The organism is Mycobacterium sp. NGS26, from assembly GCF_059813025.1.
This window is the reverse complement of record NZ_JCALDU010000002.1, coordinates 691,694-701,743: the sequence shown is the minus strand read 5'-3', so window position 1 is coordinate 701,743 and position 10,050 is coordinate 691,694. Positions and strand designations below refer to the sequence as shown.

The following is a 10,050-nucleotide window of genomic DNA, read 5'->3' as shown; positions in this document are numbered from 1 at the left end:
GGCGGCCATCGCCACGAACACCTGTTCCAGCCGCTTCGCCAGATTGGGGAGATCGCAGTTCGGAAGCAGTTGGCCGGCGCCCGGCGTCTTGAGGAACAGCTTTTCCTCGTCCCGGAAGAAGACCAGCCTGAACTGATCCCCCAGGCCGTCGTGGGTCAGTGTCGCGGTCACCGGTGAACCGGCCAGGTCCGCCAGGTGTGTGGTCGGAATGAAATTGACGGCCACCCGATTCGACGCCTGCTCGAGGCCGCGGAAGCCCGTCTTGCTTTCCAGGGTGTGCACCGGGAACCGCTGATGCCGCACCGCTTCCCGGATCCGCGTGTCGACGTGTTCACAGAAGTCGGCGATCGTCGAGCCCGGCGATGGCTTGAGGATCAGCGGGACCATTCCCGAAATCATTCCGGGCACGGTCTTCGACTCCTGGCGGACACGCCTGCTCACCGGAAAGTCGAATACGACCTCCGGATCCTCGACGTCGCACCCGCGCACCAGCAGCGCGCACGCGGCGGTGATCGCCGACGATCGACGCACGCCCAACGTCTTCGCCAACTTGTCGATCCCGGCGACGGCGACGGGGTCCAATTGAACGGGTAAAGAAGATTCATCGGCATTGTGGTCGCCCGCGGCGTCCGCCAAGCGATGGCGCGGTTCAGTCTCCGGCGGCAGGTTTGCGGCCCAATATTCCTGATCTTCGAGATAGTCGGTGGATGATTCGTATTCCAGCTCGCAATCGATCAGATCGCGCAGCGACCCGAAATAATTGGGGGGAAGCGAATCGCCGGAGGCAATTGCGGTATAGGTGGTCGCAATCCGGTGCAGCACCAGCGCGACGCTGATGCCGTCGGCCACTATGTGGTGGCAGCAGATGAAGACATAAAACTCATCGATGCGGGTCTGCAACAACGCGAATTTGAACAGCGGGCCGCTGAGCGGCATCGCGGTGCGCTGAATCGACGATGCCAGCCGGTAGGCATCCCGCTCGGGATCCTGCGATCCGGTGAGGTCGTAGTGGGTCAGCTCGACGTGGGGGTCGTCGACCACCTTTTGAATAACCTGGCCGTCGACCTGGAAAAAGGCGGCCCTCAGCGGCTCGGCCTCGTGCACCGCTTGACGGATCGCCGACTCGAGCAAATCGGTGTCGATCGGGCCCGCGATTTTCACAAATACGCCCAGCTGCCACCTGGCGCCGAACCGGCCTGTTTCCTCAGCAAGCCATATATCCAGCTGTCCCCGCGTCAGCGGAAGCGTTCGGTCGTCAGGTCCCATACGACTCCCCCTAAACATACGGTCTACTTGTAAGCAGGTCGGCCGGCTGCCAGCCCCTCGCGCAGACTCCTCGGCCGTATATCGGTCGAGGGCCGCTCGATGTAACGCGGACGCGCAGCGCGGTCGGTTTCCCCGTAGACCACCCGCCAGCTACCTGCAACATCAGCGAAGCTCGGCCACAGGCGGTGTCGCTCTTCGTCGTTGACCAAGACGAAAGAGCTGCCACTGTCGTCGTCGAACGCATTGCCCCTCACTGACGTTCCGTACCCTCCGTGCGAGATAGGTGAAACCCCTCTCAAACGGTAGTTGAGGGCAACAGACCTGTCCGGCGTTTGGCCAAAGTTCCTGGTGTGACCCACCGTGATTCAAGACACAGGCCGGTAATCGGTGCTCAATACCGGCGCCGGCGGTGGTGAGCTCGCCGTCCCGTCTGGGGACGGGCCGCCTCGGCGTGGGTCGACGGGATCGGCCGCGTTCGCCGATTATCGGCCAACACGCCGCGAGCGGACGTATTGTTCCACAAGATCGGCTGTAGCGGCGACGCTTTCGGTGGATTTGGTCATCCGGCCGGCGATCTCGCGAGCCCGGGCGACGTACGGCGGGGCCAGGATGGTGCGCAGGTCGGCGACCAGCGTTTCGCGGGTGACGCGCGAAAAGCGACGGGTGGTGCCCACCTTAAATCGCTTGACTCGAGCTCCCCAGACCGTCTGATTGACGTCCATCGACAGGATCAGCGTCGGAATGCCGGAGCGCAGACCCACGGCCGTGGTGCCCGCGCCACCGTGGTGCACGACCGCGCGGCAGGCGGGAAAGATCGCCGCGAAATTGACCGCGCCCACCACCTTGACGTGCTCGAAATGCGGGACCTCGCTGAAGTCGCTCCAGCCCGAGCAGACCAACGCCCGCTCACCCAACTGGGTGCATGCGTCGCCGATCATGGTGAGCGTGCTTGCCGGAGATTCGACGGGCATGCTGCCAAACCCGAAGAAAATAGGCGGTGTTCCCGCCGCGATCCACGAGGCGACCTCCTCGTCGGCTTCCGTCGGCAACTCCAACGTCAGCGCGCCGACGAACGGCCTCAAGGGGCCATTGGGCCCAATGCATTTCGCCCATTCGGCTGCCAGCTCGGGAAAACAAACCTCGTCGTAGGCCTGGATTTCCAGCGATCCGCGTTCGGCGATCCGTCGCGGCGCGGGCCGGGTGGCCTTCGGCAGACCGAGCTCACGGCGCTGCGCGTCTTCGACCTTCTTCTCCACAAGCCAATCCAGCCACTCCATGCCCCGCATTGCGGAGCGCGCCAATGGCGCCGGCAACAACGGCAGGAATTGGCCGTTCGCGCGCACCGGGAGATAATGCAGCGTGGCCAACGGAATGTCGTAGTACTCAGCGACATTCGCGGCCGGACGCTCGAAAGCCAGTCCGGTGAACAGCAGGTCGGCCCCCTCCGCCAGCGACGTGAGGGTCGTGCTCATCTCGGACCAGCACCGGGTCACCGGCTCCCGAAGTTCGGCCCACAACCTGCGCAGCTCCCGAACCCTCCAGAAGTTGCCGAACAAGGACATCCAGAAGTCGCGGTACGCGCCCAGCAAGGCCTGCGTCTCCACCCCGTAGGCGACCGCGTCAAGCCCAACCGACTCGGCGAAACCAACCAGGTCCGGCGCGACGGCCAGGCGCACCTCGTGTCCCCTGCGCAGCAACTCGCGGCCGAGGGCGGCGCAGGGCTCCACATCGCCGCGAGTTCCATAGCTTGCTAGCACAACCTTCATCGTTCAGAGACGTCCCAGGTGTAGCGCGGACGTTTGTGTACAAAGATCTCGTCGAAGAAGAGTAGGCCCGCATACTCGAAGCCCGACGTCGTCAGCAAATCATGCACGGCGGGGAACTCGGGATTGTGCTCAATGCAAATGACGTTCACCTGGACCCGCTCGAAGTCGATACCGCGCAGAACTTCGAGTTCGGCGCCTTCGACATCGATGGACAGGAAGTCCACAATTTCCACACCGCGTTCCCTGAGCACGCTGTCGATGCGAAAGCACGGCACCGTCTGTTCGGTTTGGTCGAGTTTCATGGCCTTGCGTATCCATTCCACCCACCGAACCTGGTTCATGTGCTCGGGTATTCCACCCAGCATGGCTCCGCCGTGGTTCGAGTCGAATATCATCGCCAGCACGCTGCCGGGGCGACGCGACTTGGCTTTGCGCTGCGCGCTTTCCGAAAGTCCGAGGAAGGAAATCTGGCCGTCCTGATCGTATGCGCATCCTTGGATCAAATGACATGAGCGATTCGCGCGCAGGGCCTCGAAGGCCGGCGGATTGGGCTCGAACGCAATGCCGTTCCAATGTAAATGCTTTTCGAAATAAAACGTGTTGCTGCCCACAATTCCGTCGTATGCCCCCACGTCGACGAAGAAGCCGGGGCCGCGGTCCTTGAAGAACCACCGGTTCAAGAACATGTCCTGGCCTATTTGGCTTTGGTAGCCCTGCTCGAACCGCTCCGGGGAGAAAACATCTCGATAGATGTCCTTTGCGGACAGCTCGGGATCGTGGTTCCCGAACAGGTAGCCCATCGCCCGTCCGGTGGGCCCCGGCGTCGTCGTCGCCTCGATGGTTCTTCTCAAGAAGAATGTCTCGACGAGGAAGATCATCCCCCGGATCAGCGGCAGCCGCGCCGTGAAGACGATTGCTCCGAGCGCGATCTGGTGGACGACGCGCGGGGCTTTGATCAGGAAGGCCAACATTGGTTCTATCGCCTTGGTCGGAGGTTCAATCGGGTGGGGGATCGCGGGCACACGGGTGTTTCGTCTCATCATCCCCCACCCGCCGCCGTTCGCCTTCCGCCACATCGTGCCGTCGCAGGAAAGATGGTGCGCACCAAACGCGAAACTATCATCACGGGCCCTGGCCCGTCTCGAGCCAGCGCAGCGTGGGTTCGTCCAGCTTCAGCGACAGCGCGGCCACGTTGTCGGCGAATTTCTCGGCCGTCGCGCAGCCGACCACGGCGAACACATGGAGCGGGTGGCACAGCACCCACGCCAGCGCCACCTGCGCGACGCTGACGTGCTGCTCACGCGCGAAAGACCTTGCGCGCTCCAGCCTTTGGACGTTCTCCTCGGCGCCGAAATAGGTTGCGCACCAACGGCTCACGCGGTTGGCACCCGGATTCTTCGGATCGTAGTGTTCGGAGAAGACCCCGCGCGCGAGGCTCGACCACGCGAACACCGACAGCCCGTGCGACGCATACCATTCCCTTGCGCCGCGCCGGCCGTCCCCTCCGAGCGTTTGCGCGCCGGGCCACGGCGATCGCGTCCACTCGGCAAGGCTGAATTGAGCGCTGGCGGCGCCGAACGGCTTCAGGCCCTCGCGCTCGGCGAACGCGTTGGCGGTGGCTATTCGCTCGTGCGACCAGTTCGACGCGCCGATCGCGCCGATCTTGCCTTCGCCGATGTGCCGGTTGAGCCGCTCCATGATCGGCTCGACCTGTGCGGCGGGGTGGTCGTAGTGAAGCAGGTACAGGTCGATGAATTCGGTGCCGAGCGCCTTCAGGGATGCGTGCAGGTCGCGCGTCACATCGTCCGGGGACAGCCGGGGGCGTTTCAGCAAGAGGTGCGGATGACATCCCTTGCTGATCACCACGACCTCGTCGCGGTTTCGGCGTTGCCGAATCCACGCCCCCAGCGTGCGTTCGCTGTCCCAATAGATGCGCGCCGTGTCGAACGTGTTGCAGCCGAGCTCGAATGACCGATCCAGGAGCGAGAAGGCTTGTTGCTCAAGGCTTCTGGGCAGCAAAGGCAGTCCCCGGCTGCGCAGTCGATCGGTTCCGAAGACGATGCGGGACACCGGCTTGTCGACGCCGGCAACCTTTCCATAGTCCATTCAGTTCACGCTCTTCGCGTAGTCATCGACGATGAAGCGGCACGCCCGAACCGTCAGGGCCATCATCGTGAGGGTGGGATTCTGGAATCCCGAGGACACGAAACATGCACCGTCGGTAACGAACACATTGTCGGCATCCCAACACTGACAGTAGGAGTTCAGCACGGAGTTGCCGGGTTCGTCGCCCATGCACGCGCCGCCCGTCTCGTGAATGGCTCCGCCGGGCCACATCGCGCCGGAGTTCGCGAGGACCAGGGAGCGAAGCAGTCGGAAGGGGATGTTCCAGCGGCCGACATCGAAGCTGTTCTCGTTTTGCAGGCCGCCGGCAGCCGCGATCTCCGGAAGCGTCCGCCTCATGTGCGCAACCATGTTGACATCACTCCCGGAATGTGTGCACTCGATCCTGGCCACGGGAATCCCCCAGGCGTCCTTGACTTTTGGGTCGAGCGACACGTGATTTTCATATCGGGGCTGCATTTCGCCATACCCGCTCATGACCCAAACCGGCATGCCGCGGCCGATCGCGATCTGAATGCCGTAGCCGCCGGGAAAGTCCTTCGACTCCTTCTCGCAGAAGCTCGGAATGTAGAGGCCCGTTCCCCCGAAGTCGAAGCCGTCCTCGTTGAGGCCGACCTCGACATCCCCTTCGGACACCGCCCCGCTGTGTGTGTATGCGATGTGGTCGCACAGATAGCGACCGAGACGACCCGACGAGCCACCGACACCCGACGGATGCTTCGCCGATTTCGAGTTCAGCAGGATTCGCACGCTCTCGATCGTCGACGCACACAACACGACGACCTTTGCATGAACCGCCCGCGTCTCCCTGGTCGATCGATCGATGTATTCGACGCCGGTCGCCTTCCCCGACCGCGCGTCGGTCAACAACCGGCTCGCCACCGCGTCCGCCCGAATCTCGAGCCGACCGGTGGCCAGAGCGAGCCTGATCGGAAGCGGGATCCTCCCGTCGTCGTACTTGGTCTTCCGCACGTACGTCACGCGGACGTTCGGAAGCTGTTTCTCGACATTGGCCAGGAATGCTTCCTCCAGCTTGGTCGTTCTAGCGGGCCCGATGAACTGACCGTCCGGACAGTTCGCAAAGCCTTCGGGTTGGCCGTAGACGCCGAGCGTCCGCTCGACGATGTCGTAGTACGGCGCCAGGTCTTCATAGGACAACGGCCAATCGACGCCGTCCCCGCGCACGCTCGCCGCTTTGAGCTCGTAATCCGACATGCGGGGAGCAATTCTCCACCACGTGTGCAGGCGGCCGCCGAGCTGGCGGCCCCGGAACCAGAGGAACTTGTCTCGCCCCACGGTCGCATAGGGGTTCTCGCGGTCGCTGACGAAGAACTGCTTGGTGGTTTCGGAGAAGGATGAGCACCGCACCTGGATGTGCTGGCCCCTGATGCCGTACTTGAGGCGCCCGGCGATGCCCATCACGTTCTGTTCCGCATCGGCCGGAAAGTCCCGTGCGACGTCCAGGTCCCTGCCGGCCTCGAGCAGGACGACGTTCAGGCCGCCCTCCGTCAGCTCCTTGGCAGCCCACGATCCGGTGGCTCCGGAGCCGACGACGATGGCGTCATACGTCCGTTCGCTTCCAGGCATACGTGTTCGTCTCGTTTCATGCGTGCTTGGTGTCGGCCATCGGGAGCGGCCATCGCGGCGCTCGCACCGCTTGGGAGCAGGATATGCGCGCCCGGTGCCCCGCACGTCGATTTGACCGCATCGCCGAGCCTTGCCGAAACGCCCGCACGCGCGATTCCGTTGTGTGATTCTGGCCGGGGCAAAACTCATCCTGGCTGTGGCGACGCCTTGGCCTCATCGGGGAGGAACTCGATCTTTGGCTGACGAGGAGCTGAATCCGCGTGAGGCGGAACGCATTACGTGGGATGCGATCGTCATAGGCACCGGCATGGGCGGCGGGACGCTGGGTTATTCGCTGGCCCGCTCCGGCCGCAGGGTGCTGTTCATCGAGAAGGGGCGCTCGACCCTGCCCGGGGCGCCGGGCACGATCCGCTCTTCGATACCGGAGGTGGTCGAGCCGCAATCGGCCCGCTCCGTCGAGACCTACCTCGACGCCCTGGCCCGGGCCGGGCGCTCCACCGACGAGGTCGAGGACACCAGCGGGCGCCTCGCCAAGAAGTATCTGCCGGGGATCGGCAGCGGGACCGGCGGGTCGTCGGCCCTGTACAGCATGGTCTGCGAACGGTTTTTCGCCCGCGATTTCACCCCCCGCCAAGAGTTTCGCAACCCCGGCGACTCCACCGTGCCGGAGGCCTGGCCGGTCACCTACGACCAGATGCGGCCCTGGTACGCGGCGGCCGAGAAGCTGCTGGGGATCCGCGGCGAGCGCGATCCGCTGCGCCCGGAGGCGGCCGGTGACGAGCTGCCCGCGGCGCCGCCGTTCTCGGCGGCCAACCAGCCGCTGGTCGACTATCTGACGGGCCGGGGATTGCATCCCTACCACCTGCCGATGGCCTGTGACTACGCCGACGGCTGCACCACCTGTCAGAGCTATCTGTGCCACCTGTCGTGCAAGAACGACTCCGCCCGCAATTGCCTGGTGCCCGCCATCACCGAGCACGGCGCCCAGCTGCTCACCGAATGTCAGGCCGTGCGCCTGGACGCGGACCGCACCCGGGTTCGGCAGGTGATCTGCCGGCATCCCTCCGGCACGCTGACCCTCAGGGCCGAGGTGGTGGCGCTGGCCGCCGGCGCGCTGCTCACCCCGGTGCTGTTGCTCAATTCCCGCTCCGGTGATTGGCCGCGCGGGCTGGCCAACGGCTCGGACTGGGTGGGACGCAACCTGATGCGTCACCTGGTCGACTTCATCGAGGTCTGGCCGGAACCCGATTCCAAGATCACGGCCGAGAACAAGGAGATCGGGTTCAACGATTTCTATTTCTGGGAGGGGGACAAATACGGCACCGTGCAATCCGGCGGCGCGATGCCGCGCATCGAGGCGTTCACCAACCACCCCGGCTGGCAGTTCAAGGCGATGCGGCTGCTGAGCCCCGCGGCGCGGCCGATCTACGAGCGGTTCCTCAGCGGCGGCTTGGTGCTCGCGGCGATGCTGGAAGACCTGCCCTATCTGGATAACCGGGTGGAGCCACTCGGTGAGCCGAGGCCGGACGGCCGCCAGCGGCTGCGGCTTCAGTATCGCCTGCACGCCAGCGAGATCGAGCGCCGCGCGGTGTTCCTGCAACAGCTGAAGGAGCTGTTCCAGCCGTTCCGAAAGAAAATGCTGCGCGGCGCCACGAACAACGGGGTCCTGGCCCACGTCTGCGGCACCTGCCGCTACGGCACCGATCCCAAGACCAGCGTGCTCGACGCGAACAACCGGGCGCACGAGGTGGAAAACCTCTACGTCGTGGACGGCTCGTTCCTGCCCACCAGCACCGGCATCAACCCCAGTCTGACGATCGCGGCCAACGCCTTGCGGGTGGCCGCGCACGTGGACCAGGTGCACTTCGCCACCGCGCCGCAGCGGCACACGATCAGCCGCTGAGCGCTCCGATCAGCCGACGCGCCTTCGGCGGGCGAAATCCTCGACGAGGTCGGCGGCGGTCGCGACGCTTTCGGCCGCCTTGATCATCGAGGCGGCGATCGCGCGGGCATTGGCGACGATCTCGGGCGCGAGGATGGCGCGCAGGTCGGCCACGAGCGACTTGTGGGTCATGCTCGGAAAGCGCCGGGCGGTGCCGACTTTCAAGCGCTTGACCCGAGCGCCCCACAGCGGCTGATCGCCCAGCATCCACAGGATCAACGTGGGGACTCCGGCGCGCAGGCCCGCGGCCGTGGTGCCCGCGCCACCGTGGTGCACGACCGCGCGGCAGGCCGGGAAGATCGCCGAGTGGTTCACCGCGCCCACCACCTTGACGTGCTCGAAACGGGGGACGTCGGCGAAGTCGGTAAACCCCGCGGAAATCAACGCGCGCTCGCCCAGCGCCGCGCAGGCCGCGCCGACCATGGCAACCGTGTCGGCGGGAGATTCGACCGGCATGCTGCCAAAGCCGAAGTAAATCGGCGGTGTCCCCGCCGCGATCCACGACAGCACCTCCTCGTCGGCCTCGGTGGGCAACTCCATCGTCAGCGCGCCGACAAAGGGCCGCTGGCCGTTCCATTTCGCCCATTCGTCCGCCAGCCCCGGAAAGCACACCTCGTCGTAGGCCTGAAGTTCCAGCGATCCGCGTTCGGTGATCCGCCGCGCCCCCGGGCTGGTGGCCTTGGGCAGGCCAAGTTCGCGGCGCTCCGCGTCCTGCACCTTCTTCCACAAATGCCAAACCAGCCACTCGCCCACCGTCATGGCAAAGTGACCCACCGGGCCCGGCAGGAACGGCAGCAGCTTGCCGTTGGGCCGCAGTGGGATGTGATCCAGTGTGGCCAAAGGGATGTCGTAGTACTCCGCGACGTCGGCAACGACCTCCTGGTAGGCCAGGCCGGTGAACAGCAAATCGGCGTCCTTGGCCAGCGACACCAGCGTCGTGCTCATCTCCCCCCAGCACCGGACGCTGGGCTCCCACGACGCGCGCCAGACCTTGTTGAGCCTGCGGACCCTCCAGAAGTTGCCGGACAACTCCTTCCAGAAGTCGCGGTGCGCGTCCAACATGGCCTGATCGCCCAGACCGTAGGGGACCGCCGTGAGCCCGGCGGCCTCGGCGAAGCCAACCATGTCCGGCGAGACGGCCATGCGCACCTCGTGGCCACGGCGCAGCAGTTCACGGCCCAGCGCGGCGCACGGCTCGACGTCCCCGCGGGTTCCATAGCATGCCAGCACAAACCTCATCGCGTGACGCTCGCCTCTCAAATTCCAGTGCTCAACCGCTCGGCAGCCTAACCCATGACCGCCGGACCGACCCCGAATTGGAAGACTCACCCGAATGAGACTGAGACGCTGAGGAATTGGGAGGCG

Annotated in this window: 7 protein-coding genes and 1 pseudogene; 1 reads left to right on the top strand and 7 read right to left on the bottom strand. The window is 65.0% G+C overall.

The features are described 5' to 3' along the window. Positions 1-3: 3 nt before the first annotated feature. The 6 genes and pseudogenes from AC5Y6X_RS09525 to AC5Y6X_RS09500 all read right to left on the bottom strand — a co-directional run. Positions 4-1,266 (bottom strand): annotated as a pseudogene (locus AC5Y6X_RS09525) (condensation domain-containing protein); the annotation flags it as partial. A 23-nt stretch (positions 1,267-1,289) separates the two neighbouring features. Beyond that, positions 1,290-1,520 (bottom strand): MbtH family protein, encoded by a 231-nt coding sequence (locus AC5Y6X_RS09520; protein WP_499986095.1) that lies wholly within the window; start codon positions 1,518-1,520, stop codon positions 1,290-1,292. Between the two features lie 228 nt (positions 1,521-1,748). Beyond that, positions 1,749-3,032, bottom strand: a complete 1,284-nt coding sequence (locus AC5Y6X_RS09515) for a glycosyltransferase (protein ID WP_499986094.1) — start codon at positions 3,030-3,032, stop codon at positions 1,749-1,751. After that, positions 3,029-4,003 (bottom strand): FkbM family methyltransferase, encoded by a 975-nt coding sequence (locus tag AC5Y6X_RS09510; protein ID WP_499986092.1) that lies wholly within the window; start codon positions 4,001-4,003, stop codon positions 3,029-3,031. Before AC5Y6X_RS09510 ends, AC5Y6X_RS09515 begins: the two co-directional genes overlap by 4 nt. Positions 4,004-4,154: 151 nt before the next feature. Continuing rightward, the gene (locus AC5Y6X_RS09505) at positions 4,155-5,138 is read right to left on the bottom strand and encodes an aldo/keto reductase (RefSeq protein WP_499986089.1); all 984 of its coding nucleotides are present in this window, start codon (positions 5,136-5,138) and stop codon (positions 4,155-4,157) included. Then, entirely contained in the window at positions 5,139-6,932 is a 1,794-nt protein-coding gene (locus AC5Y6X_RS09500; protein WP_499986087.1) for a GMC oxidoreductase, read from the bottom strand. Positions 6,933-6,978: 46 nt separating this feature from the next. Between AC5Y6X_RS09500 and AC5Y6X_RS09495 the strand changes: the two genes are divergently transcribed. After that, complete coding sequence (locus tag AC5Y6X_RS09495; RefSeq protein ID WP_499986084.1) at positions 6,979-8,646, top strand: GMC oxidoreductase; 1,668 nt, start codon at positions 6,979-6,981, stop codon at positions 8,644-8,646. Positions 8,647-8,655: 9 nt separating this feature from the next. Here the strand turns inward: AC5Y6X_RS09495 and AC5Y6X_RS09490 are convergent, their stop codons facing one another. Next, on the bottom strand, positions 8,656-9,924 hold the full coding sequence (locus tag AC5Y6X_RS09490) for a glycosyltransferase (protein ID WP_499986081.1): 1,269 nt from the start codon (positions 9,922-9,924) through the stop codon (positions 8,656-8,658). Positions 9,925-10,050: the final 126 nt, after the last annotated feature.

Excerpts from the sequence above, each read along its gene's own strand:
- AC5Y6X_RS09515 (WP_499986094.1), bottom strand. The coding sequence starts at position 3,032 with ATGAAGGTTGTGCTAGCAAGCTATGGAACTCGCGGCGATGTGGAGCCC.
- AC5Y6X_RS09510 (WP_499986092.1), bottom strand. The coding sequence starts at position 4,003 with ATGTTGGCCTTCCTGATCAAAGCCCCGCGCGTCGTCCACCAGATCGCG.
- AC5Y6X_RS09505 (WP_499986089.1), bottom strand. The coding sequence starts at position 5,138 with ATGGACTATGGAAAGGTTGCCGGCGTCGACAAGCCGGTGTCCCGCATC.
- AC5Y6X_RS09500 (WP_499986087.1), bottom strand. The coding sequence starts at position 6,932 with ATGAGTTTTGCCCCGGCCAGAATCACACAACGGAATCGCGCGTGCGGG.
- AC5Y6X_RS09490 (WP_499986081.1), bottom strand. The coding sequence starts at position 9,924 with ATGAGGTTTGTGCTGGCATGCTATGGAACCCGCGGGGACGTCGAGCCG.